This window comes from Limibacillus halophilus (assembly GCF_014191775.1).
In the GTDB taxonomy this organism is placed as follows: domain Bacteria; phylum Pseudomonadota; class Alphaproteobacteria; order Kiloniellales; family CECT-8803; genus Limibacillus; species Limibacillus halophilus.
This window is the reverse complement of sequence record NZ_JACHXA010000006.1, coordinates 199,683-223,715: the sequence shown is the minus strand read 5'-3', so window position 1 is coordinate 223,715 and position 24,033 is coordinate 199,683. Positions and strand designations below refer to the sequence as shown.

Sequence of the window (24,033 nt, the reverse complement as noted above, 5' to 3'; positions counted from 1 at the left end):
CTTCATGTGGATGGCTCCTTCCCTCTGTTGGTTCCAAACAGCACCAGCATGGCACATTGCGATGCCGTTCGGGTGGAGCCGTCCACACCATCAGAGGAAAATCAATTGCTTGCCCGCACACAGAACCGGCATTTTTCTGTCATTGATGTTTCATAATTTTCGGATCGAATTATGCGGATCAATGCCATCTCAAATATTATGAATTTTCCTCTGATAATGCCCATTAGGGGCTCTTAGTTTCAAATACCGCGCTCGGTTAAATCAGTATCATCATCATAGTGCCATCAGATTCAGATGCTTTGGAAACCCCCATCGCCCAATCTATGGTGCGCTGGTGGTACACTAAGGTTGGAAAAACAGCGAGTATAGAGGCTCCAAGAAGATAACCGCTCCAATCTTACTGATTGATTCTGTTGTCTCTTTTTGTCCGACTTTCTCTTCATCAATCGATTGAATATTACTACGGATCAGAAGGTTGGGAGTTCGAGTCTTCCCGGGCGCGCCATTTAATTCCGTACATTTCAGTTGTTAAGCGCAGGCCGTAAAGCGATTGCGCTGTCGTTGCAAGGCGGCGGAGCGCGGCCCCAAAAGCAACAGGGGCGGCTCCCCCGATGCCGCCCCTGTTCCCTCCCCCGATTCTTGATATGACGGTCAGCCGATACCCTCCAGGGTCATGTAGCGCTTCTCCAGCTCCTTGACCTGGGGTTGGCCGATCAGCTCCCAAATGTCATCGATACCGACGAGCAGGTCGCGGCGGTCAACGGTTTCGCCCGCTTGGGCCGCATCCTGAAATATTTGGAGCGCCTGCTTCATCGCCATGATCGCAGCCGCCGGGAGCATGCGTGGCAGGGTCACGCGCTTGACCCCCAACTCGGCCAGGCGTTTGACGGAGATTAGCGGCGTGGTGGGCCGTGCCCGGATGCCAAAGCCCATATTGACCGAAACAGGCACATCAACGGAATCAACGAGCTGCTTGATTTGATCCTCGGTCGCGATCGCGTCGGCGAAAATCAGATCCGCGCCCGCTTTGGCATAGAGTTTGGCGCGGCGAATGGCGCCCTCCAGCCCTTCGACGGCAATAGCATCGGTGCGGGCGAGGATGACGAAATCATCGTCGCGCCGGGCGTCGCAAGCGGCCTCTACCTTCCGGGCCATCTCGCGAGCATCAATCACTTCCTTGCCCTGCATGTGGCCGCAACGCTTGGGATTGACCTGGTCTTCGATGTTGATCCCTGCGACACCCGATTCCTCAAAATAGCGGGCCGTGTGGAACACCGTGACGGGGCTGCCGTACCCCGTATCGGCATCCGCCATGACGGGAATGTCGACGCTGCGCGCAATCATGCGACAGGCCTCGACATTGTCGGAAAGCCCCATGATACCGACATCGGGAACACCCAGCCGCGAATTAGCCATGCCCGCGCCCGTTGTGCAGGCGGTCTTGAAGCCCATCTGCTCGACAAGGCGGACGCTGTAACCGTCATAGACACCCGGTGAAACGAGAATGCCATCGGCGGCAAGCAGATCACGCAGGCGTTTGGTTTTAGTCATGAAAGCTTTCCATCTCTTTTCTTGGTGAACCCTTACGTTTCGGTGACGAGGCGCAAGGGAGCCTCGATATCATTGAGAGACGCCAACAAAGTCTCTGTCGCCCGCCCGATGTGCGCGCGCATCAGCGATTCGGCAAGATCGGGGTCGCGCGAGCGCATTGCTCTCACGATCTGCCAGTGCTCCTCGAAGGCTTTACCTCGCCGTCCCGGCTCTGACCCCGAGCGAAAACGGTAAATCCGCATTAGGTGGTAGAGATCTCCGCACAGCAGGCTGACGATACGCTTGTTGCCACTGCCCTTGGCAATGCGCACATGGATATCGAGGATCTCAGGTGTCGCACCCTGGCCGTTCCGCGATTGCTCCAAATCGTCGAGAAGCTGTTGCAGGTCTGTATCCGACATGGCCTCGCTAGCTAATCTGCAAGCCATCCCTTCGACACCTTGGCGGAGTTGAAATATTTCCACCAAATCGCGCCCGGAAAGCTGTACGACCCGTGCGCGCATGTAGGGCTCGCGGGTAACGAGCCGCAGGCCTTGGAGGCGCTGTACCGCCTCGCGAACGGGGCCGCGGCTGATCGAAAAGCGCTGCGCCAGATTGGCCTCATTGACGATTCCGCCCAAGGGGAGCTCCCCCGTCAGGATGAGGTCGAATATCTGTTCGAATGCCTGTTCCGCCAGTGTGCTTTGAGGAGTATCGACGTTCATGGCTCAACTCTAACTGTCAACAGTTTTTAATGATTACCGACCCATGCTACGATGGTCAATGGTTTTACTGTGGGTACTTTTTGCCGCTCCTACTTAATTGTACCATAATGCATTATGACCCTATTAGTGTTGACACTTCCTAAAATCCTTGGCTACCTTGCGCTTGACGAAGCATGAGGCAAGTATGTCGAGCAGTCGCTCAGCAGGAAACATTACAGTGCCCTGGACGTCCTTTCTAAAGGAAAGGGGTGGGGTGGTCGCCGTGGCGAAACAGGACCTCGGCGGGGATTTTGGGGCGTGCCGTTTCGTTGACTTGCGGCGGCTTCAGGAAGCCGCGATCAGTACGCTTCCCTATTCCCTTCGCATTCTGCTTGAGAACGTAGCGCGCGCAGAAGAGGAAGATAGCGACGCCGCCGCGGCGCTGGAGGCGCTTTTGCGCTGGAATGGCGTGCCGGAGGATTGCACGGTTCCCTTACGGGTCGCGCGCATTGTCCTGCCGGATTCCAGCGGGCTTCCGGCGCTGATGGATCTGGCGGCGCTTCGCGATGCACTGGCGGAAGAAGGTTTGCCTATTGACGGAGTCGAGCCCGTCATTCCCGTTGATTTGATAATTGACCACTCCTTGATCGTTGATCGCGCCGGCACGGCGGAAGCCGCAGCCTATAACGAGCGGCGCGAATACGAGCGCAACGCCGAGCGCTACCGGTTCTTCAAATGGGCGCAAGGAGCCTTCAAAAGCCTGCGGGTGGTGCCGCCAGGGATGGGCATCATTCACCAAATACATCTTGAGCGGCTTTCAAACGTCGTCGGTCGCGCATCCGGTCCCGATGGTGAGGTGGTGTTCCCGGAATTCGTCCTTGGTTGCGACTCCCATACCCCCATGGTCAATGCCCTGGGTCTGCTGGCATGGGGGGTCGGCGGTATAGAGGCGGAAGCGGCCCTTCTGGGGCGCCCGTACATGGTAAAGCTGCCTCGTGTCGTGGGTGTACGGCTCACCGGAAAGATGCGTGAAGGCGTGACCACGACGGATCTCGTGTTGTTGGTCACTGAGAAACTGCGGTCGGTCGGTGTAGTCGGTGACTTCGTTGAGTATTTCGGCGAGGCGGCAGCAGCGCTGACCGTGCCGCAGCGCGCAACATTGGCGAACATGGCGCCCGAATATGGAGCAACCTGCGGCTTTTTCCCGATCGACGGCCAGACCATTGCCTACCTAGAGCAGAGCGGCAGAAGCAATGAGCAGATTGCCTTGGTTCAGGAGTACGCGAAGGCAAGCGGACTTTACCGTGAGGAAGACGCACCAGTCCCCCAATATAGCGCGATCATCGAGATTGATGTGTCTGAGGCCGAGCCTTGCTTGGCCGGCCCGCGCCGCCCGCAGGACCGTCGGTCGCTCTCCGCCGCTGCCGCGGATTTTAACGCGAGCTTGGCCAAGTCGAAGGAAGACGGCGGCTTCGCTGCGGCTTCCAAGAGCACTGCCACGCCGCACGGAACTTTGGCGATCGCCGCGATTACGTCTTGCACGAACACTTCCAACCCCTCGGTCATGCTGGCCGCCGGGCTTCTGGCCCGCAAAGCCAGGCGCATGGGATTGAGCGTGCCGGGGCACGTGAAGACCTCGCTGGCGCCGGGTTCGCGCGTTGTCACGCGCTATCTCGCCCAAAGCGGGTTGATTGACGATCTCGAAGCGTTGGGTTTTCACGTCGTCGGTTACGGTTGCACTACCTGTAGCGGAAAGTCTGGCGAGATCGCACCGGCTTTGGCCGCTGCGGCAGAGGAGGAAGGCGCGGTTCTCGCTGCAATCCTTTCCGGCAATCGAAACTTTGAGGCCCGCATCCACCCCCAAGTGCGTGCAAGTTATCTCGCATCGCCGCCGTTGGTGGTTGCCTACGCTTTGGCCGGGCGTATCAATCTTGATCCTCAGGTAGAACCCCTGGGCCAGGCCGACAACGGGCAACCGGTGTTCCTGCACGATATCTGGCCTTCGGACGCGGAAGTCGAGGCGCTTGTCGCTCACGTCGGTCGACCCGAACTCTATCGCGAGAACTATGCGACACTCTATGAGGGAACTGCGTTGTGGCGTGACCTTGAAGCGCCTGAAGGGCCACTGTTTGCGTGGCCCGAAACGTCCAGCTACTTGCTTCGGCCGCCATTCTTCGACGCTGCGAAGGAAACGTTGGAAAGGGCGTTGCCTGACAGTTTGCTCAACGTACGCGCCCTCTGTCTTTTCGGCGACTCCCTCACGACCGATCATGTGACGCCTTCCGGCGCAATCTCTCCAAGCAGTCTCGCCGGGCAGTATCTGGCCGACCAGGGCGTGAAGGAACGTGATTTCAATGCCTATACGCAAAGGCGGGGCAATCATGAAGTCCTGATGCGCGCGACCTTCGCCAATCCCCGCATCAAGAATCTGATGCAAGGTGTCCGCGAGGGTGGTTTTACCCGGAAGTATCCCGACGGCGAGGAAATGCCGATCTTTGAAGCGGCCCGGCAGTACCGCTGGGAGAGAACCCCGATGATCGTATTGGCCGGTCGCGACTATGGCATGGGGTCCAGCCGTGACTGGGCGGCTAAAGGCCCGGCTCTGCTGGGCGTGAAAGCCGTAATAGCAGAATCGTTCGAGCGCATTCACCGCTCCAATCTGGTCGGCATGGGCATTCTGCCCTTGGCCTTCGAGCCCGGCATCGGCTGGCGCTTGCTGGGCCTGGATGGCAGCGAGATTTTCACGCTGTCAGGGATCGCCACGAGTGTCCAAAGCGGCAACCCGGTCGAGGTCGTGGCGGAGAAGGCGGACGGCAGGGTTGTCACCTTCACCGTACGACCGGTGTTGGCGGGAGACAGCGAGCGGCGCTTGTTGGAAGACGGGGGAATATTTGCCTCGGTGCTCAAGGACTTTCTGAAGAGCGCCGCTGGGGGGCCAGATCATCATCCGAATGGAGGCACGGCAACGTGAGTTCGCTGGAAATCAACAATCTGCATCTTTGGTATGGCGCGTTTCATGCGCTGCGCGGTGTCGACCTTTCAATCGGCGAAGGCGATTTTCTAGCTCTTGTCGGACCGTCGGGTTGTGGGAAAACCTCCTTGCTCAGGTCCATCGCCGGATTTGTCCACCCGCGTAAAGGCAGCATAAAGATTGGTGGGCAAGACGTGCTGCGCTTGAAGCCGCGCGAGCGCAACCTGGGCATGGTGTTTCAGCACTTTGCACTCTTTCCGCACATGACGGCGGCGGAGAACGTCGCCTTCGGCATGAAATGCCGCGCCGTGCCCGGTTCGGAGATCAACGATCGCGTCAAGCGGGCGCTGGACATGGTTGGCCTAGGGCAGTTTGCCGACCGCAAACCGCGCCAGCTTTCCGGCGGGCAGCAGCAGCGGGTGGCGCTGGCCAGAGCCCTGGTGATCGAGCCCAACATTCTATTGCTCGATGAGCCTCTGGGTGCGCTCGACAAGAAGCTCCGCATCCAGATGCAGACTGAGTTGCAACTCTTGCAAAAGCGACTGGGCGTGACGGCGGTCTTTGTGACTCACGACCAGGAAGAGGCGATGGCCATGGCTGATCGCATTGCGATCATGCGCGACGGCGAGCTGGAGCAGCTCGGCACACCAAAGGAGATTTTCACAGCGCCCCGGACTCCCTGGGCTGCCGAGTTCATCGGCAGTGGCAATGTGCTTAAAGGAAGGGTCCTAGCAGGCGAGAACGGAAAGACCGCAATCGACCTTGGGGCGGGTTGCGACTTTTCGCTTGGTCAGCCGCCGGGCACGGGAGCCGACGAGGACGTCACTGTCTTTGTACAGGCCGAGGACATCAGGCTGGAGCCTACCGCCGGCACCGAGGGTCTGGAGGTGATCTCGCACCGTTATCTCGGCCTCTATGTTGAGGTCATGGCCAACTATAGGGATGGAGTGATCAAGGCTTTGCTGTCACCGGGCGAAGCCGAGGGTGTGGCGGTCGGAGCCAGGGTGATAGCCCGAGCCGATGCCGCGCGTTGCAAAGTGATGGAAGCACGGTGATTCGGACGAATTTTCGGTTAACCACGACAGCGGAGGATAGATTTATGAACGTTTCTCGGAGAGATTTTCTTGCAGGCAGTGCGGCGGCGGCTACCGCTTTGACGACGCTGCGCCCTGCTTTTGCCGCCTCTAACTTTGTGATTGGCACCTTTGGCGGCCTTTACTCAGAAATTTTGGATGCCAGTGTTATTCCGGCGTTTGAGTCGGCCAATGATGTCACGGTCCAGAAGGAACTGGGTTGGGGTTCCAAGTTTATCCCGAAGATCATAGCGTCGAAGGCCAATCCGCCGTTCGATCTGATCTACGTCAACGAAGACGAGGCGATTTTCGGTGAGACGGCAGGCCTTTGGGAACCGATGGACACTGGCGCTACACCCAATATCGCTAATGTCTATGATATCTGTAAGCCACCGGCCATCCCGCAGTACACCAGTACGGTCTACGAGTTTACCTGCGCTTACAACCCCGAGAAGATGGACGCACCGAAGTCCTGGGCCGATCTATGGCAAGATGGGATCACGGTCGGTGTGCCGCATATTTCTTCGACCTACGGCATGATCTTCCTGCAGATTGCAGCGGAGTTGAATGGCGGGAGTGTCGAGAATCTCGACCCGGGCTTCCAAGCGCTCAAAGACTTGCCCAACATGAAGATCTACAAAGGCGTCACCGACGGTTTCGGCAAGTTCCAGCAAGGTGAGATGGATGCCGCTCTCTTCTATCGTCATCGGATCCAGCTTCTGATGGACGACGGTGTCAGCGTCGCCTTCACCACGCCTTCAGAGGGCACCTACGGCATGCGTACCGGTGTGCAGATTCCGAAGAACACCAGCAACAAGGCCGCAGCGCTCGATTGGGCGAACCGGGTCATGGGCGCTGAGTATCAGGATGCCTTCGTATCCAATCTGTACAGCCCGTCCAACACGACGGTCACCATGGATGCGGATCTTGCGGCCAAGCATGTTTATGGCGCCGACAAGGTCAACAGCCTGCGCTTTGCGGATTGGTCCGTCTTGAACCCGCGCAAGTCGGAACTGCTTGAGCAGTGGAACAAGGCCTTCACGGGCTGAACGGGTCTGAGAATAGAGTTGGAGTAGACGCGATGGTGCGAGAGCCGACTACCGTTGATGGAACTACGGAGGGGGGACAGACTTCTTCCGAAGCTCCAAGCCTGGAGGCCGCCGCGCGTGGGCGGACCCTTTGGCGACGGTTCTTCCAGCTTTCGCCCATCGCGATGCTCTACATTCTGGGACTGGTGCTTCCTTACCTTTATCTCTTGCGTATGAGCTTCAATAAGTACGACGCGATGTTTGTGTTTCGCGAAGCCTTCGCGTTGGACAATTACGCAAAACTGCTATCCGACACCTTTTATCTGCAGATTGTCGGCGAGACCATTTGGCTGGGCCTGGCTGTGACTTTCTTCACCTTGATTGTGGGATACCCCATCGCCTGGCAGATCGCCCGCTGCGGCCCGCGTATGAAGAGCTTTCTGCTGGCCGCGGTTTTATCGCCTTTGCTGATCAACCTGGTCGTTCGCACTTACGGCTGGCTGGCCTTATTGGGAGATAACGGCATTATCAACGGCTGGCTTTTGGACTGGGGGTTGGTTGGAACGCCACTGCCCCTTAGTAACAACTTTTGGACCGTCGTTGTGGGCTTGGGCCATGTCACTCTGCCGTTCATGGTGCTTTCACTCGTCAGTGTCATGGAGAGCTTGTCGTCGCAAGTTATCGAGGCCGCCGAGAGCCTGGGCGCTTCGGTGTTGCGTATCTTCACCGATGTTGTCTGGCCTTTGACCTGGGCGGGTGTCGGCGCCGGTTCAATCCTGGTGTTTTGCTTTTCGATTAGCGCGTTCGTCACCCCGGCGCTATTGGGTGGCGGTCACGTTTCGACGGTCAGCACGCTGATCTACGAGCAGTTTACTTTTTCCGTGAACTGGCCGCTCGGCTCGGCCCTCGTCTTCGTTCTGTTGGCCATGAACATGATCGTTATACTGCTTCATGCGCGCCTTTTCCGGCAGGAGGTGTGACATGATCGGACGCACCGCTCTTGCCCTTTGGACGACTTGCACGCTGATTTTCCTGCTAGGTCCGCTGGTTATCATCGTCGCCGGTTCCTTCACCGAGGCACCGCACATCACATTCCCGCCGGAGGGCTTTACCCTTCAGTGGTACGAAAAACTCATGGGGCGTGAGGATTTCCTTCGATCCTTTATAGATTCCCTGGTTCTTGCCGTTGCAGCGACGGTGGCGGCGACATTGCTGGGGACCATAGCGGCCATCGCCATGGCGCGGGAGAATTTTGTCGGACGCGAGTTCTTCAGGGCATTCCTGATGTCCCCCCTGATCCTACCGACGGTGGTTACCGGCGTGGCACTGTTTCAGTTCATCAGGTTGCTTGAAATTCCCTCGAACATGCTTGGTCTGGTGATCGGTCATACGCTGATCACCTTGCCCTATGTCATTCGAACCGTCGGGGCGGCGATCGTCGGGTTGGATACGTCGTTGGCGGAAGCGGCGGAGAGCCTGGGTGCGAAGCCGCTTCGCGTTCTCTTCCAGGTCGTGATGCCGGCCATTGCTCCAGCAATTTTGGTCAGCATCATATTTGCTTTCATCGTTTCGTTCGATCAGGTGACGATCTCCATCTTCCTCACCGGGCCGGACGTGACCACCCTGCCGATCCGTATCTTCACCTACATAGAATTCGCAATTGATCCGATGATCGCGGCCGTTTCGACGCTGCTCATTATCTTTGCCTACTTGCTGGTGGTCGGCTTGGAACGGGCCTTTGGGCTTGATCGGGTATTTGGACAGAAAGGATAAGGCGTCGTGGAAAGCGCTGAGAAGATCGCCAGGGATTATTTGGCCGCCGTCGAGGCGCGGGATTTGCCTCGGGCAAAGGCATTCCTCGCCGAGGACATGGTTATGCTGTTCCCGGGCGGCAAGCGCCCGCCGTCACTCGAGCAACTGGTGACCAATTCGAAAGGCCGCTATCAGCGGATCGGCAAGACCATCGAGGGTGTCGATCTTTGCCCTGCGGGCGATGCTACAATCGCCTACTGCTATGGAACGCTCCATGGGGTCTGGCCGGACGGAGAAGCGTTCGACGGCATTCGGTTTATTGATCGTTTCGAGATACGCGATGGCAAAATCCAGTCACAGTGGGTCTGGAACGATTCCGGCGAACATCGTTTGGCGCGTGGAGGGCGAAACTGAATGAAACTCGACCTGTTCCTCAAGAACGGCCTGTTGGTTTTCCCAGGCGAAGGGGCGCTACCAGGCGGCTTGGGAATCCGAGACGGCAAGATCGTGCTGACGGCGGCGCTTGGCGAGGAATTCGATGCTGCCCGCAGTATCGATTGCCAGGGGCAATGGATCATGCCCGGCATCATCGATCCCCATGTTCATTTCGGCTTTGGCGATCCGGAGAATGATTTCCGCACGGAATCACGCTCGGCGGCGCTGGGTGGGGTCACGTCGGTTATTTCTTTTTATCGCACCAAGGATTTTCGTGAGGGCTTCGATGCGGAACGCACGCGCGCCGAATCGCAGAGCGTGATCGATTTCTCGTATCACCTCGGGCTGACCAATGACCTGCACGTCAAAACATTGGCGGAATGTTATGAGCGCTTCGGTGTCAGCTCCTACAAAATGTACATGATGTACAAGGGGCAGGCGGGGCTCGCGAAGGGATTCACGGACATCGACGATGGCTTGCTTTTCGCCGCTATGCGCGAAACGGCGGCCTTGCCCGGGGCCATCCTGGGCGTTCATTGCGAGAACGTCGAAGTGATTCCCTATCTGCGCGATCCACTGCGTGCCGAGGGCCGAGACGACCTGGTGGCTTGGGATGAGCAAAGCCCGGATTTCCTGGAAGCCGAGAATGTGCACCGGGTCTGCTACTTCGCCCGCAAGACGGGCTGTGCCGTCAACATTGTCCATTTGAGCTCCAAGGAAGCGCTGGATGAGGTCAGACGTCACCGCTATGCCGGTGGACCGCCGATGTACGTCGAGACCTGCCCCCACTACCTTTTCACCGACAAGCACGACCCGGCGGGTGTGTTGGCAAAGGCCAATCCGCCACTCCGAAGTCAGGACGATATCGATGCGCTCTGGGAGGGTATTCTGGACGGTACCGTAACGACCGTTGGAACCGATCACGTGCCGCGCAAGCGTGCGACCAAGGAAAAGTCCGTTTGGTCGGCGTCGAACGGCCTTCCGGGCGTGGCGACCTTCCTGCCGATCCTCATGGAGGCCGGCTACCATCAGCGGCAGGTGCCGCCGGAGGTGTTGGCTATGGTGGCCAGTCGAACGGCCGCACGTACCTACAATATGCACGGCAAGGGCACGCTGACGCCCGGCGCGGACGCCGATATCGTCGTCGTCGATCCTGACCTGGAACGGGTCGTCGATCCCGCGAATTTGCTGTCCTATTCCGACTATTCGCCATTCGAGGGGCGCAGTTTGCGCGGTTGGCCGACCATGACTTTCTCGCGCGGGCGCCTGCTTGCCGAGAACGGAAAATTGACGGACGCGGCGATTGACGGCACCGGCCACTACCTGCCGCGCCTGCCCAAGCACCAACGCTAGGAGACTATCTGTGAGCGAAAGAATCTGGGACCGGTTTTTGACTGAGAAAGACAAGCGTATTTATCAGCTTGCGGGATACGGAAAGCGCGGTGGATTCGGCAAACGCCCGGCGCTCTTCATCATCGATGTGCAGTACAATTTCTGCGGCGACGCTCCGGGTCAGTCGCAGGAAGACGGCGTCAAGCAGTACCGCACCCATTGTGGTGAGGCTGGATGGAAGGCGGTTCCGCATATCGAGCGCCTCATGAAAATCGCGCGCGCGAAAAATCTGCCGATCTTCTATACCCAGAGCGAACGGCGTCCGGACATGATCGACAGCGGCGTTCAGGTCGGCAAAAACCATCGCGGCGCGGAGAAAACAAGTGTTGCGGGTACGCATGCCACACAGACGGTGGAGCCGCTGGCACCACGGCCCGAGGACATTTTGATCGGAAAACGCAAACCTTCGGCTTTCTTCGGTACGCTCTTCATGAGCCACCTGAATTTCCTGGACGTGGATACCTTGATCCTGACGGGCTGTACGACTTCCGGATGCCTGCGGGCGACGACGGTGGATGCCTACTCATACAACTTTAAAGCCATCATCCCCGAGGAAACGGCCTTCGATCGCTTCGAATCGAGCCATGCGATGAACCTCTTTGATCTTAACTGCAAGTATGCGGATGTGATTCCAACGGACGAGGTCGCCGCGTATCTGGAAGCTTTGCCCGTGCGGGAAAGTAATCCCGGCGCAGGATGAGGCGTTGCCATGAGTGGTCGGCCATCATCTAGCGATCCGCAGGCGACGCCGCTATTCATCCTGACGGGGTTCTTGGGAAGCGGTAAGACGACGTTGCTCGCGCGCTGGCTGCGGGCTCCGGCCTTCGCCGATACGGCGGTTATCGTCAACGAGTTTGGCGAGGTCGGTCTCGATCATCTGCTGGTCACCGAAGGCGAGGAGGACGATGTAGTTCTTCTCGATTCAGGGTGTCTATGCTGTACCCTCAATAGCAGCCTCGCGGAAACTCTAACCGACCTTTTCCATCGCCGCGCGCGCGGCGAAATTCCAGGCTTCTCCAGGGTCGTCGTCGAGACCACGGGTATCGCCGATCCGGCGCCCTTGATGCATACGCTGATGACCGACCGCCTGTTGGCGGCCCGCTATCACCTGGCCGGTGTCATCGCCTGCGTGGATGGCCTTTTCTTTCTGGATCAGAAAGACGGTTTTGAGGAGGTTCGCAAGCAGGTTGCGCTCGCCGATCGCTTGATCGTCACGAAGGCCGATGCCGTACCCGCCGAACGAATTGCGCAAATCCAGGGCTTCTTAAAGGAAATGAACCCGGGCGCCGGGGTTTTGGTGAGCTCCGCCGGAGATCTGGATCCGGTTGACGCGCTGGATCAGATCGAGCCAAGCAGCGCTTTGGCCTGGCAAGCGTCTCATGAGGGCCTTCATCACGTGCATTCAGGCCATGAGGAATCGGACTTTGAGACCTTGTTCGTTCCTGTTGAGCAGGCCGTCGATTGGCCGGGGTACGCAGCCTTGGTGGAAGCTTTCCAGAGCCGATACGGGGCGGATTTGCTTCGCGTCAAGGGTTTACTGAAGTTCGCGGGCGAGGCGCAGCCAATGGTTATTCAGGGAGTGCAGCACGTCTTCGCACTTCCCGAGGCGACCAAGCATGCCTCCAGCGGCGCTCGTTTGGGGCTCGTTCTGATTGGCAGGGGACTGGTGAAAAAGAAGATCGAGAAACTGATCGATAAGTGCCTGGGGGGAGGCAAACCCGATGCGGCTGAGTGAAAAGCGAGCCATCGTGACCGGCGCAGCCGGCGATATCGGTAAGGCGATCATGGCGGCGTTCCTGCGCGAAGGCGCTCAGGTCATCGGTATGGATCACGATCGCCAGGGACTCACCGAAGCTGTCGCGGAAGTTTCGGTGATCGCACCTGAGCGAGCCGGACCTCCCATAGTGTGCGATATCAGCCGCGCTTCGGATGTGCAGAGCGCGGTTGCGGCCGCAGCCCAAGCGATGGGGGGCGTCGACTTGTTGGTCAACAACGCGGCGGCGGTTTCGGCCCACGCCACCGTTGTCGATATCAATTTGGAGGATTGGGATCGTGCGCTGGCCGTCAATCTGACCGGCGCCATGTTGTTGAGCCGCGAGGCCATCCCTCACATGCGTAAAGCAGGCGGTGGAGTCATCATCAATGTCGCGTCCCAATTGGGCCAAAGGGCCCGACCGGGCCGTGCCGCCTACGGCGCGACGAAGGCGGCGTTGATCCACCTCAGCCGCATCATGGCGCTTGATCATGCCGCGGAAGGCATTCGGGTCAACAGCCTGTCGCCTGGCGCGATCATGACCGGGCGCGTAGAGCGGCGGTACGGAGGACGCGAAGCTGCGGAGAAGGCGCTCGCCCCCGCGCACCCTCTTGGCCGTCTGGGGACTGCTGATGAGATTGCCGCTGCAGCGCTATATCTGGCCAGCGAGGAGAGTGCGTTCATGACGGGAGCCGATCTGCGCCTGGATGGCGGGTTCGCCGCGTGATCAAGAAACCAAGAATACGGTGAAAGGGTGAGAAGAATATGACGAGGAAGCTGAGCGAAGCGCAGGTCAGTCAGTACAGGGAAGAGGGATTTGTGGCGCCGGTTGACGCCTTCACGGGCGCGCAGGCCGCCGGATACCGGGCTCGCCTGGAGGCGCTGGAGGCAAAGCTTGGCGGCCGCATCACCGGCAACCTGATGTTCAAACCGCACCTGTATCAGACCTGGATCGATGAGATCGTGCACTCGTCCGAAGTGCTGGACCCTGTCGAGGACGTTATCGGCCCGGATATCCTATTGGTTCAACTAACGATCTGGATCAAAGAGGCGAATACTGATGCCTTTATCTCATGGCATCAGGACGCTACTTATTTCGGTCTTGACCCGTTGGAGCATGTAACGGCCTGGGTGGCTTTGTCAGAAGCCTCCGAAGAGAGCGGTTGTGTAGAGGTCCTGCCCGGCTCACACAAACGTGGACAGGCGCGCCACAAGGTCGAGTTTCAACCCGGGAACATGCTAAAGACCGGACAAACCATCGACATTTCCGACTACGAAGGTACACCCACGCTGATGCCGCTAAGGCCAGGGCAATTGTCGCTGCATCATACGCAGCTGCTGCACAACAGCCGCCCGAACCGATCCACAGATCGCCGCATCGGGTTGGGTATCAGCTACATCCCCGCCCACGTTCGTTCGACGAGCGGTGTGCCGCTCTCCGCCACGCTCGTTCGGGGCGAGGACCGCTATGGCTATTTCCAACACGACGCTCGCCCGCAGGTCGATTGCGGCGAACTGGAGATGCGCCGCCATGCGGAGGCGATGGCACGCTGGAACGAAGGTCGAAAGGTTATAACCGAGCGGCTCTCCAAGTCCGCTACCGGATAAAATCGAAGACAGCAGTTTCAGCCGGTCCGCGAACTACATGTCATGAATAGGCTAAGAACTTTTCATTCGAGATCATTATAGAAGAAGTGGACTTATGATAATTCTGTGACTAACTCCGGCTGAAATTATCGTTTTGTCACAACATCTCGCCCGGAACGACCGATAGAGTTTCTGAAATCCCTTGGGCTGTTGAGTAGCCGGCGGATAGCCATAGGTTATTCTTTAAAGCAGCCGAGGGTCGAACAGAGTTTCAATAATCACCGGGGAAGAGATCATGAATTATCGTTTCAAGAGTCTTGCCTTCCTGTCGCCGTTCATTCTGGCGGCTTGCGCGGCATCCGGCCCGGAGCGGATCGGCGCGGAAAATCCAACCGTCAGTTACTCCTATCACTATGGCGATGAGGAGGAGACAAGGCAGGAAGCGGCCAAATACTGCTATGAGAACTATAATCGGGCAGCGCGTCTTGTTGAGGACGTCAGGCGCGACAACGGCGGCGTTATGACGTTTGATTGTGTGATTCCCTAATCTTCAGCATGAAATCCTCTGAGCAAGGAGACCTTCAATGTTAAGGTGGGCTGCTATCTTTCTTTTACTCGCGATCGTTTCGGCTGCCCTCGGTTTCGGCGGGATCGCAGCGGTGGCGGTCGATCTGGCGCGGGTTCTCTTTTTCATCTTCATCGTGCTTTTTGCCATGATGATGGCCTTCCACTTGATGCGTGACAGAGGACCCCTTCCCTAGGGCCGGTTCTTGAAGGCCGACCAACCAGCAACCCTTGAAAGGAATTTGCGATGAAATCCATAGAGTCGGCGATGAGACCCATCGCCATGATTTTTGGCATACTGTTACTGGGCATGGTTCTTGCCGGTTGCGAAGAAGAAGGTCCCGCCGAACAGCTTGGCTCCAAGATTGACCAGGCAGTTGAAGAAGCTGGCGACAAGGTCAAGGAAGCGGCCGACGAATTGGAGCAAAAAACCGACTGATTTAATTCGCCTTTGGACGGCGCGACAAAGCGTGACCATCGAGGAGAAATCCGCGGAATAGTGAAACATTTCAGGGTTTTCACCCACAGCGCCATCGATTATTGCGCGAACCTACCTTATATATCTTTGGGAGCGGTGCAGGGGTCCCCTGAAAGACCGTTGTACTTTTCCCAGAGGTTGGAATGGCTCCGAGCGCCCGTCTTCAAGCTATCAGTACTGCCGTTCCTCCTGAGCGTCTTGCCCAATCAGCGGTGAAATCGCATATCCACAAGCTCTTTCGGGAGCAAGGTTATGACGTGACGCCGCTGCTGCCGGCCTTCGATAACGCGGGCATCGAAACGCGCTATTCGGCTATGCCGATGGAGTGGTACGCACAACCGAGGAGTTGGCCCGAGCGCACGGCAATCTATCAAGACGCAGCGCTGGCACTGTTGGAAGACGCTGCGATCCGTTGTCTGCGTTCGGCAGACCTGGAACCGGCGGATATCGATAGCCTGCTGTTGGTCAGCAGCACCGGAATCGCCACCCCATCGTTGGAATCGCTACTGATGGACCGGCTCGCCTTTCGCGAGGATGTCGAGCGCCTGCCGGTCTTTGGGCTGGGCTGTGCTGGCGGTGTGATCGGATTGGGACAGGCAGCCCGTCTGGCCGAGGCGCGACCGGGTAGCCGGATACTGCTTCTGGTTGTTGAGCTTTGCAGCCTCAACTTTCGTGCGCAAGACCTCAGCAAGTCCAATGTGATTGCAAGCGCGCTGTTCGGTGACGGTGCGGCGGCGGTGCTTGTGTCGACCGATGCCCGAAAGCGAGGGCCGATCCTGGGTGCCAGTGTGCAACACCGCTGGCCCGGATCAAAGGGTATTATGGGCTGGCGCGTTGAGGACGACGGCTTGGGGGTTATTTTCTCCCGTGATATTCCGCAGCTTGTCCGCCGCGATTTGGGGCCGCTTGTGGGAAGGTTCCTGAAGCACCAGAACATGACCGTCGCTTCGCTTGCTCATTCCGCCTGCCATCCAGGCGGCGCGAAGGTTGTTGCCGCATTGGAGGAAGTGTTGCAGCGACCATTGCCGCACGAACGGCAGATCCTGCGCGCTTACGGCAATATGTCGGCGCCGACGGCGCTGTTTGTTCTGGAACGGGTGTTGAGCGAAGAAAGGCGCCTAGAAGGCCCCTTACTCTCGACAGCGCTGGGACCGGGGTTCAGTGCGGCCTTGCAGCTTGTTCTGCCCGGAGGGGCGGAATGAACCCGGACGCGCTCGGTTTCGGTTGGGCACAGTTCGTCGTTTTGCTGGTCGCGGCGCAACGCCTGGGCGAACTCGTGATCGCCCGGCGGAACACGCAGGCCCTTCTGGCGGCAGGTGCGCGCGAAGTTGGCGCGGCGCACTATCCGCTTTTCATTTTGCTGCATGGTTCCTGGCTGCTGATGTTGTTTTTGGTGGTGCCGTCTGGACAACCAGCTGACTGGCTGTTCCTGGGTCCTTTCGTGTTCTTGCAGATCGCGCGAGTTTGGGTGGTCGCGAGCCTTGGGCGCTTTTGGACGACGCGCATCATTACTTTGGACGCAGCGCCCTTGGTCAAGCGCGGTCCCTATCGAGTTTTGCGCCATCCCAACTACGTGATCGTCGCAGGAGAAATTCTCTTGCTCCCATTGGCCTTTGGCGCACTGTGGGTCGCGATTCTCTTTTCGCTTCTGAACGCTTGTTTGCTGATATGGCGGATCAGGTTGGAGGAGCAAGCCCTGGCCGGTCGCCGCGAGCAGCCTTAGCTCTCGGATTCCTGTTCTTTACCTCCCGAGGACCCTAGGTGCCACCGCTCTCTGCCTCCACGGCTGTAGTAAAGGTGCGATAGCGCTGAAACAACGGCATCGTCGTGTTTCAGATCTGAATCCTCGCGCACCATTCTCAGGGCGTCTTCCAGCGAGAATCCTTCGCGATAAACGCGCCTGCTGGCGAGGGCTACAAAGTGATGGGCTATAGCAGCGACTTTGGTTGCCATGAGTAATTCATCATCCGCCAGGTCAACTGGACGCTTCTCGGCTCCAAGCCGGTCGGCCAGCTGGCGGAGCGTTTTATAGACAACGCTTGGCAAGCCCGCGTTGTCCACCAGTTCGACACCCTGGCGAATGGCGCGGCGCATGAACTGCAGCTCCTCCGCAGTCAAGGCGGACTTCTTGGTGAGCAGGTCTCTGGGTATTGCGATCTTCCCGAGGTCAATGAGCAGTGCCGCTTGATTGGCAGCGCGCACTTCTTCCGGCGGCAATCCCATCTCTTCCGCGAGTTCCTCGGCAAGCCGGGAGGCTTGCGCGGACTGCTCCGCAGCAAAGGGGTCGCGTTGATTGATTATCCGGACCAGCGCCCGGACCATGCGTGTTTCCGCCTCCGCCAGGGCCTCGCGGGAGCGCAGAGGTTCTGTAATATCCTGCAGGACGAGGATCGTGGCCGGCTCCGGCTCTTCCGACGCCGCGCTCGTGTCGTTGTCGGCGGTATGATCATGCGGCCCGACTGGGACAATGATCGCGCGAATCACTCGCTGCGCACTTGCCTCCTCGTCGCCAGACATTTCGTGGCGTACGGTAGTTCCTTCGGCATGGGCCTTTTCGATCTGGGCGTTAAGCTCGGCACCGACGGCAGGGCCAAGGATAGCGGCAAGTGTCTTTCGCTTCATTTCATCGGCAGAAACGCCAACCCGCAGTGCCAGGCTTTCGTTCGCGTAAAGCAGCAAGCCCTTCCTGTCGAGCGCGAGCAGTTCATCGGTTATGGCATCGCTGACGCCTTGCAATAGTGTCCGGGCGCGGCGCTCGTCATCGAGCGTGCGCGCCATGCGATCCGAAAGCGCTTCCGCCTTGGCCGATGCACCATGGCGCCAGAATAGGAGGATCAGTAGCGTGGCAACCAGGATGCCGCCGAAGAACAGGGTTGCCAGCGTATCAAGTCTGGCTTCCGATGCCGCCAGCGCTGCGTCGCGCCGAATCGAGGCGGCCGTCATCCAAGGCAAGAGCTCGACCTTCGCGGAAGATATGAGAAGGGCGTCGCCGCTCAAGGTCTCCGTCTCCAGGAAAACGCCCGGTTGCGTCGCGGCCTTGGCCAGGAAGAATTTTTGGTTATCGAGTGAAAAACTGTCCCCTTCTGACAAGCCGGTATCGGTGTCTGCTCGGGTCGACAGCAGTAATCGGCCGTTGCTCCCGTTTAACGTGATCAGATGCAAGACACCCGCTTTGCTGCCGGGCGCGGTCAGGCTTCCCGGGTTGATCAACGCCAGAGCCGCTGCCCGGGAAAGCGACCTCAGCATGACAATCATGCCGATCTCGTCCGCAGGCGAGGGATCCGCCTGGAAACGATAGACGGGACTGGCGAGCAGGACCCGCAGAACGCCGTCGGGAGCCGGATCCAGCGCAACGACCAGAGTGCCGCCAGCTTCGCGTGCAGCCAGTAAAGTCTCTGCCTTCTGGTCGAGCGTCGGCATGCCAGCGGTTGCAGCCACCAGACGTTGGCCGTTGGCGATCAACGCCACACCCTCAGGTGCGAACTGTGGGATGTTGGCCGGGACCCGGCGCTCGGAATCCGAAATCCGCAAACCGGCGTTCAAAGAAACGGCCTGAAGAAGATTCCGAACATACGCGACCTCCTCGGCGGCCAACCCGCCGCCGTCGCTGCCCGCCTCGGCCATCAAGGTGAGCTGCAACCGAATCGTATCGTTGGCTGCAAGTCGATCGGCTAGGGCACTTTGATCACGCAACCACCGGTCGGCCGACTCCGCGCTTTGCTGCGCCCACCAGTCCAAACGCAGCTGCCACTGGCCAAGTTCGCGTTCACGCTCGCCGCGTACGAAGCCAAGCACGGCAAGAAAGGCGGCGATGCCAACAACCGCCAAACCGACGACGGCTATTATGCCTGTCCGATTTCGCTTGGCGGGACTCAGTAACGATGCAGCCATGTCGTCTCACTATTGAATGAGTAATAGGGCACGTAGTGCAGGACGCGATCCATCTGCAAGGGTGTGCGCGTTTGATTGTCTAGGACCCAGGATGTGTCTTCCGAATCAACGATAAGCACCGCATGTCCTATGTCCAAATTGGTGTCGTGCACGACGGCGATGCGCATGGCCTCCTCCGGCCAACCCAGCTCTCGGAGCATCAGGAATTTGGCAATTGCATAGTCTTCGCAATCACCACTGACCATCTTGAACTCCTTGGGCGTCTCCCAGTAGTCGGAAACACCCCAATTGGTGATGTCCAAGATGTAGGGCTGTTCATTGAACTGCCGATTCACGAACTGCATCTGGGTCAGGCGATCAAGAATATTAATCGCCTGATCGCGGATATCCTGCCAATCCGAAAGGCGGCAGGGCGGCACCGCCGCGTTCCCCTCTCCATTACATTCCGGCAGTTCCGCATCCGCTTCGACTGTTAGCTTTAGTACACGAACCCATTTGCTCAACAAGCTGACGCCCTTGATGCTTCGCTCCTTGGCGCCGAATACCGGCTCCATGTTGGCCATTGCCATGGTTGAGGTGGCGCAAAATATTGCGGCCGCGAACAGTGCTGCGCCTCTCAGTCTTCGTTTGCTGCTTCCAGTCATGCTGCTTCCTGCGCCGAATCGCCCACGGTCCTGGGTATTAGTATGTAACAGAAAGCACGATGTTGCAGTAGATGAAGTGAAGCGGCGTGACCATCAACGGCTGTAGCTGACTTCCACTCTCCGGTCGTCTTCATTGTCGCTCAGCAGACCAAAAACGCTAGAACCGCCAAAGGCTTCACCGCGGCTGCGGGTTTCGATGGTTCGTTCGGGGACGCCGAACTCAACGAGTATTTTCTTGACCGCGACCGCGCGTTCGTGGGCCAAGCGCTCGTTCGTTGCTTTATCGCCTTGTTTGTCAGCCTGACCGACCACACAGACAAGGGTCCGGTGCTTGGCGGTGTCAGCGAACTTTTCGAGCTTTGCGCGGCCTTCGGGGGATACCTTGGTGCTGCCGACATCGAAGGTCAGCACCTGTATTCCATATTCGGCACCCGGGCAATCGGCCGCTTGCGCCGTTGTCGAAAGGATGGTGCCTGCGACCAACAGGACGGTTGCAAGAATCTTTCGCATCGTTCCCTCCCACTTTTAATGCTCTCGAAAAGTTTATCACTGGAATTCCGGGAAACTCCAGTCGCTGTCGGCAACGACCGGATTGTCGGACAAGGCAATGTTTGACGCTCTTGTTGGAGCAGCGATATAACGGCGGGATCGCCTATCCCAGCCATAATAAGAAAAAAGCGGGCGTCTCAATGAAAACACTATTCCTGCACATCGGCCTGCACAAGACCGGCACGACAACCGTGCAGCAGACGTTTCAGGCAGCGAGTCACCTGTTTCGCCGACAAGGGCTGGACTTCATTCCAATAGGCAGGCACATCGGCGGCGCACAGCACAATCTGGCTTGGGAAATCGCCGGCTTGCCCGGATTCGACGCGGCGCTTGGCACCTGGGACGATGCGGTGGCCTACATGGAGGCAAGCCAGCATCGTTACTTTCTGATCAGCGCCGAAGATCTATCGGGCATCTCTCCGGCGGCCATTTCACAACTCAAAACAAAGCTTGAGCGATTTGATGTGCGCGTTATCGCGACATTGCGCAATCAGGTCGACTATCTGGAATCGCTTTACAACGAAACCGGCAAGATGTTTTGCCGGGAAGATCGTCCGGCCTTTATCGAACGGGCGTTGGGAACCATGGAATCGATACTCGATTTCAATCTGCTCCACGCCAACTGGTCAAACGCATTTGGTGCTGCGAACCTGCGATTCCTGGTGTTTGAGAACCTGAAGGGCGATTTGTTCGGAAACTTCTGCGAAGCGTCAGGGATTGCGGCCGTTATAGACATCCCGGACTATCGAAAATCGAGCATGAACCTTTCCACGAGCGCAGCGTTTTTGGAGGCTAATCGACTGTTTTCAAATGCCGCCGCACCGTGGACCTCTATGGAGACCTACAACGAAGAACTCGTCGACGTACTGAATACCGCAGCTCTTGAGTTGGGTTGGGTAAAAGGGAGGGATCCCTTCTTTACTTTGGCGGAAAGGCGCCTTGTTCATAGCCGCTTCCTCGCGGTCAATCGGGTTTTTTCGGAGCAGGTTACACCGCTTTCCGAGGATTACTTTGCCGAGCCCGAGTCAGGTGCGAACCCAACCGGTGTGACGGCGGCGGAGATTGCGCAACTGGCCATGCGCGCGCTCATTATTCAGCGTCAAGAACTGGCGCGTGATCAAGCAGCCTTCCACCGCGCCGCCCGCCGATTTGAGGAGGCTGAAGCAATTGCCGAGAAGGCTTTGAAACTGGAGCCGGAACGGCCACTGCTCTATCAGAGCCTTTCGGCGGTCCTGGTCAATCAGGGCAGGCTAGAGGAGGCCGAGGCCCACGCCCGGCGGATCGTGGAGTTGGCCCCTGAAAGCGCCCAATCATACCGCAGCCTCGGTTACGTGCTGAAGACCCGGGAGAAATGGTCTGAAGCGGAGAATGCGTTGCGCCGAGCCATCAAGATGGATGGCTCGCTCAACATCTTGCCCTATCTCTGGCTGAGCGAGGTCCGACAGGCTGTGGGCGATGCTGAGGAAGCTTTGGCGTTGCTGAACGAAGCCGTGGAGATCGTGCCGAACGATCCGGCCGTGCTCCTGCGTAAAGCCGACTTGCAGGAATCGTTGTGTCGCTTCAAGAAGGCAGAGGAAAGCTTTCGCCAAGCGACTGCCAGCCAATTGAACCCGGAGCGGGCGCACTATTCTTTTTCGCTGTTCCTCGAACGCCGGAAGCGCTTTCGGGCAGCGCTGAAGGAAGCCAAAGCAGCCTGCTTGCTACGGCCTGATAGCAAGGCCTACAACGCATTGAGAGTGCGGTTGCAGGAGAAGGTGAAACAGCTTTCGCAAACCAAGCGATCACAGGGGCCAGACCAGCAGGATCATAGGAACCGCAACGCCGACAACTAGGATCTCGAGCGGCAGCCCTAGACGCCAGTAATCACCGAAGCGATAGCCGCCGGGGCCTAGGATCAGTGCATTGTTCTGGTGCCCGATCGGCGTCAGGAATGCACAGGAAGCCCCCACGGCGACAGCCATCAGGAAAGCATCGGGGTTGACGGCCATACGGTCGGCCAGGATGAGCGAGATCGGCGCCATGATCACGGCGGTCGCTGCGTTGTTGAGAACATCGGAAACGGTCATCGTGACGACCAAAATCAACGTGAGGACTGCCGCAGCGGGCCAGCCTTGCGTCATCCATTGAATGCCGTCGACGATAGTATCGGTGGCGCCGGTTGTCTGAAGCGCCGAACCGACGGGAATTAGCGCGCCCAGGAGGACGATCACCGGCCAATCGATGGCGGCATAAACCTGGCGCAAGGGAAGCCGGCCGCCAAAAACCAACACCGCGATGGCCCCGCCGAAGGTGACGGCGGCAGGCAGAACACCTGTGCTGGCTATAGCGATGGCAGCCGCGAAACAGCCGACGATCCACCAAGCTCCGTCACGTAATCCGTAACTTAGGCCGCGCTCTGCAAGCGGCAGCAGGCCGAGCGCTTTCAAGCCCTCGGCCAAGTGATCCCGTTCGCCGTGGAGCAACAATATGTCACCGGCCTGCAGCCGCAGATCGCGCAAGCGACCGTGATAGGGCTTGCCCTGCCTTGCCAATCCAATGGCCACGAGATTATGGCGCGCCGACAGTCGCAATTGTCCAAGGCTGCGCCCGACCACGGGGCAATCCGGTGGGACGGCAGCTTCTAGGATTTCGCCTTCGCCGCTTCGCAATAGTTCTTCAGCCTTGCCGCGGTCTTCTGCGAGCTTGAAGCCCGTGGCCTTCACGAACTTCTCTATTTCGCTGGCCGCCGCCTCGATCAGCAGCAAGTCGCCGATTTGCAGCACTTCCCGTCGTTGCAGGCGCGGCAGGCGGCGTCCTTGCCGCAACAGGCCCACGACCTCGGCATCCACGTCCTTGGTCAGTTCAGCGAGTTCGGTGATGGTGCCGTCGACGGCCTTGCTGCCCTCCACGACCTGGATTTCGGTTACGTAGTCGCCGAGATCGAACAATTGCTCGGCACTGCCATTCTGGCGCGCTGGCACAAGCCGCCACCCGACGACTGCCAGGAAAACCAGGCCGACAAGGGCCACCGCTCCCCCCACTGGCGTATAGTCGAACATCTGGAAGCTTTCGCCCAGAACATCTGCGCGGATGCTGGCGACGATAATGTTCGGCGGCGTACCGATCAGAGTTACGAGCCCGCCCAGGATGCAGCCAAAGGACAACGGCATCAGCAAGAGTGATCCGGGCCGCTTTGCCTTGAGGGCGCTTTGCAGCGCAACGGGCATCAGCAATCCCAGTGCACCGACATTGTTCATGAATCCGGACAGCAGTGCGCCGCTGCCCGCTAAGCCGGCAACGTGGGTAGAGGTGTGTCCGGTGAGCGGCGAGATGGCGCGGGTCAAGGGATCAATTGCGCCGGATTCCGCCAACGCACGGCTGAGTATCAGCACCAACGCCACGGTGATGGTCGCCGGGTGTCCAAATCCCATGAAGGCCTCCGTCGCCGGGACCAAACCCAGGACGACAGTGATTATCAAAGTGGCGAAGGCCAGGAGATCATAGCGGAATCGGCCCCAGGCAAGCAGCGCGAAAAAGCCGATAACGATCGCCAGAATCGCGACTTGGTCGTAAGATGTGGGAAGAGAAAGCATTATAGGATTGTGCCCTGCCGTAGTGGCTGACAACAAGGCCAATCACGCCCCCGTGACGAAGCTTGATTCGAAGCTCAGACAGCGTCGCTCATATTGTATCCGTTCACGTA

The 24,033-nt window shown here is 58.5% G+C and carries 23 protein-coding genes; 17 read left to right on the top strand and 6 right to left on the bottom strand.

Going from position 1 to position 24,033, the window contains the following annotated elements:
* Window positions 1–651: 651 nt before the first annotated feature.
* Both FHR98_RS12055 and FHR98_RS12050 read right to left on the bottom strand, forming a co-directional pair.
* Window positions 652–1,551, bottom strand: a complete 900-nt coding sequence (locus FHR98_RS12055; RefSeq protein ID WP_183416940.1) for an isocitrate lyase/PEP mutase family protein — start codon at window positions 1,549–1,551, stop codon at window positions 652–654.
* Between the two features lie 32 nt (window positions 1,552–1,583).
* Entirely contained in the window at window positions 1,584–2,255 is a 672-nt protein-coding gene (locus FHR98_RS12050) for a GntR family transcriptional regulator (protein ID WP_183416939.1), read from the bottom strand.
* A 184-nt stretch (window positions 2,256–2,439) separates the two neighbouring features.
* Here FHR98_RS12050 and acnA point away from each other — a divergent pair, with 184 nt between their 5' ends.
* The 16 genes from acnA to FHR98_RS11970 all read left to right on the top strand — a co-directional run bounded on the left by acnA (window position 2,440) and on the right by FHR98_RS11970 (window position 16,990).
* Complete coding sequence (acnA, locus tag FHR98_RS12045; protein WP_183416938.1) at window positions 2,440–5,205, top strand: aconitate hydratase AcnA; 2,766 nt, start codon at window positions 2,440–2,442, stop codon at window positions 5,203–5,205.
* Window positions 5,202–6,260, top strand: a complete 1,059-nt coding sequence (locus FHR98_RS12040) for an ABC transporter ATP-binding protein (protein WP_183416937.1) — start codon at window positions 5,202–5,204, stop codon at window positions 6,258–6,260. The genes acnA and FHR98_RS12040 overlap by 4 nt, the downstream gene beginning before the upstream one ends.
* 44 nt (window positions 6,261–6,304) lie before the next feature.
* Window positions 6,305–7,327: an extracellular solute-binding protein gene (locus FHR98_RS12035; protein WP_183416956.1), complete on the top strand. Its 1,023-nt coding sequence runs from the start codon at window positions 6,305–6,307 to the stop codon at window positions 7,325–7,327.
* A gap of 32 nt (window positions 7,328–7,359) precedes the next feature.
* Window positions 7,360–8,286 carry an ABC transporter permease gene (locus FHR98_RS12030; RefSeq protein ID WP_183416936.1) on the top strand — a complete coding sequence of 309 codons (927 nt, stop codon included), beginning with the start codon at window positions 7,360–7,362 and terminating at the stop codon, window positions 8,284–8,286.
* Window position 8,287: 1 nt separating this feature from the next.
* Window positions 8,288–9,079 (top strand): ABC transporter permease, encoded by a 792-nt coding sequence (locus tag FHR98_RS12025; RefSeq protein ID WP_183416935.1) that lies wholly within the window; start codon window positions 8,288–8,290, stop codon window positions 9,077–9,079.
* Window positions 9,080–9,085: 6 nt separating this feature from the next.
* Window positions 9,086–9,472, top strand: a complete 387-nt coding sequence (locus FHR98_RS12020) for a nuclear transport factor 2 family protein (RefSeq protein WP_183416934.1) — start codon at window positions 9,086–9,088, stop codon at window positions 9,470–9,472.
* Window positions 9,473–10,846, top strand: a complete 1,374-nt coding sequence (locus tag FHR98_RS12015) for a dihydroorotase (RefSeq protein WP_183416933.1) — start codon at window positions 9,473–9,475, stop codon at window positions 10,844–10,846.
* 10 nt (window positions 10,847–10,856) lie between these two features.
* Window positions 10,857–11,585: an isochorismatase family protein gene (locus tag FHR98_RS12010; protein ID WP_221205866.1), complete on the top strand. Its 729-nt coding sequence runs from the start codon at window positions 10,857–10,859 to the stop codon at window positions 11,583–11,585.
* Between the two features lie 9 nt (window positions 11,586–11,594).
* Window positions 11,595–12,620 (top strand): CobW family GTP-binding protein, encoded by a 1,026-nt coding sequence (locus FHR98_RS12005; RefSeq protein WP_183416931.1) that lies wholly within the window; start codon window positions 11,595–11,597, stop codon window positions 12,618–12,620.
* Window positions 12,607–13,365 carry an SDR family NAD(P)-dependent oxidoreductase gene (locus tag FHR98_RS12000; protein WP_183416930.1) on the top strand — a complete coding sequence of 253 codons (759 nt, stop codon included), beginning with the start codon at window positions 12,607–12,609 and terminating at the stop codon, window positions 13,363–13,365. The genes FHR98_RS12005 and FHR98_RS12000 overlap by 14 nt, the downstream gene beginning before the upstream one ends.
* 38 nt (window positions 13,366–13,403) lie before the next feature.
* On the top strand, window positions 13,404–14,246 hold the full coding sequence (locus FHR98_RS11995) for a phytanoyl-CoA dioxygenase family protein (protein ID WP_183416929.1): 843 nt from the start codon (window positions 13,404–13,406) through the stop codon (window positions 14,244–14,246).
* Window positions 14,247–14,520: 274 nt separating this feature from the next.
* Complete coding sequence (locus FHR98_RS11990) at window positions 14,521–14,772, top strand: hypothetical protein (protein ID WP_183416928.1); 252 nt, start codon at window positions 14,521–14,523, stop codon at window positions 14,770–14,772.
* Window positions 14,773–14,809: 37 nt separating this feature from the next.
* Window positions 14,810–14,986 (top strand): DUF1328 domain-containing protein, encoded by a 177-nt coding sequence (locus FHR98_RS11985; protein WP_183416927.1) that lies wholly within the window; start codon window positions 14,810–14,812, stop codon window positions 14,984–14,986.
* 50 nt (window positions 14,987–15,036) lie between these two features.
* Window positions 15,037–15,228 carry a hypothetical protein gene (locus FHR98_RS11980; RefSeq protein ID WP_183416958.1) on the top strand — a complete coding sequence of 64 codons (192 nt, stop codon included), beginning with the start codon at window positions 15,037–15,039 and terminating at the stop codon, window positions 15,226–15,228.
* Window positions 15,229–15,410: 182 nt separating this feature from the next.
* Window positions 15,411–16,469 carry a type III polyketide synthase gene (locus tag FHR98_RS11975; protein ID WP_183416926.1) on the top strand — a complete coding sequence of 353 codons (1,059 nt, stop codon included), beginning with the start codon at window positions 15,411–15,413 and terminating at the stop codon, window positions 16,467–16,469.
* Entirely contained in the window at window positions 16,466–16,990 is a 525-nt protein-coding gene (locus tag FHR98_RS11970; RefSeq protein WP_183416925.1) for an isoprenylcysteine carboxyl methyltransferase family protein, read from the top strand. Before FHR98_RS11975 ends, FHR98_RS11970 begins: the two co-directional genes overlap by 4 nt.
* On the opposite strand, the gene FHR98_RS11965 is transcribed toward FHR98_RS11970, so the two are convergent.
* From FHR98_RS11965 to FHR98_RS11955, 3 genes are all read right to left on the bottom strand, one after another.
* Window positions 16,987–19,158: an HD-GYP domain-containing protein gene (locus FHR98_RS11965; protein ID WP_183416924.1), complete on the bottom strand. Its 2,172-nt coding sequence runs from the start codon at window positions 19,156–19,158 to the stop codon at window positions 16,987–16,989. The two genes, FHR98_RS11970 and FHR98_RS11965, sit on opposite strands and share 4 nt — an antisense overlap.
* Entirely contained in the window at window positions 19,140–19,802 is a 663-nt protein-coding gene (locus FHR98_RS11960; RefSeq protein WP_183416923.1) for a transglutaminase-like cysteine peptidase, read from the bottom strand. The genes FHR98_RS11965 and FHR98_RS11960 overlap by 19 nt, the downstream gene beginning before the upstream one ends.
* A 93-nt stretch (window positions 19,803–19,895) precedes the next feature.
* Window positions 19,896–20,312 (bottom strand): OmpA family protein, encoded by a 417-nt coding sequence (locus tag FHR98_RS11955; protein ID WP_183416922.1) that lies wholly within the window; start codon window positions 20,310–20,312, stop codon window positions 19,896–19,898.
* A 179-nt stretch (window positions 20,313–20,491) separates the two neighbouring features.
* Here FHR98_RS11955 and FHR98_RS11950 point away from each other — a divergent pair, with 179 nt between their 5' ends.
* Complete coding sequence (locus FHR98_RS11950) at window positions 20,492–22,183, top strand: tetratricopeptide repeat protein (protein ID WP_183416921.1); 1,692 nt, start codon at window positions 20,492–20,494, stop codon at window positions 22,181–22,183.
* Here FHR98_RS11950 and FHR98_RS11945 read toward each other — a convergent pair.
* Window positions 22,133–23,923 carry an SLC13 family permease gene (locus FHR98_RS11945; RefSeq protein WP_183416920.1) on the bottom strand — a complete coding sequence of 597 codons (1,791 nt, stop codon included), beginning with the start codon at window positions 23,921–23,923 and terminating at the stop codon, window positions 22,133–22,135. The two genes, FHR98_RS11950 and FHR98_RS11945, sit on opposite strands and share 51 nt — an antisense overlap.
* Between the last annotated feature and the right edge of the window lie 110 nt (window positions 23,924–24,033).